Raw genomic sequence first — 612 nt, 5'->3', positions numbered from 1 at the left:
GCTTGTTACTAGCTCGCCAACGCTTTTCGCAAGTTACTACGTCCTTCATCGCCTCTGACTGCCAAGGCATCCACCGTATACGCTTAGTCGCTTAACCATACAACCCAAATGAGTTTCACATCACTTGAGTCGTTGCGACCAGCTGGTTTTACTTGTCTCATCTTCGACCAAGAAGATGGACTCGCCTTAGACTTGAATATTCAAGACACTTAAAAAGTGTTTTAAGAACTCAATTTTTTTCGTATTAACACAACGACAGACATCATTGTATTAATTACTATCAGCTTTCCAAATTGTTAAAGAGCGGGCTTAAAAAAGCCAAAGATAATTTTTCAGTTTATCTTTGGCATCTCTAACCAGATTGCAGTAAATGGTGGAGCTATGCGGGATCGAACCGCAGACCTCCTGCGTGCAAGGCAGGCGCTCTCCCAGCTGAGCTATAGCCCCATTTACATGCAGTGCGAGTATCAGATGTCCAACCCTCAAAGGATTGGTGGGTCAGAGTGGACTTGAACCACCGACCTCACCCTTATCAGGGGTGCGCTCTAACCAGCTGAGCTACAGACCCATCTTTTACTCTATCTTCTATCAAGCAAATCTGTGTGAACACTC

General features: G+C 44.8%; 2 tRNA genes and 1 rRNA gene. All 3 read right to left on the bottom strand.

Annotation, left to right across the window (positions count from 1 at the left end):
• Positions 1 to 97 (bottom strand): 23S ribosomal RNA (locus B5P39_RS24405); the annotation flags it as partial.
• Between the two features lie 274 nt (positions 98 to 371).
• A tRNA-Ala gene (locus B5P39_RS24400) sits at positions 372 to 447 on the bottom strand.
• Between the two features lie 44 nt (positions 448 to 491).
• A tRNA-Ile gene (locus B5P39_RS24395) sits at positions 492 to 568 on the bottom strand.
• Positions 569 to 612 lie beyond the last annotated feature (44 nt).

This window comes from Shewanella sp. Shew256, from assembly GCF_002196695.1.
GTDB lineage: Bacteria > Pseudomonadota > Gammaproteobacteria > Enterobacterales > Shewanellaceae > Shewanella > Shewanella mangrovisoli.
Note: the sequence above shows the minus strand (reverse complement) of the source record. Positions and strands in the feature narration are given on the sequence as shown.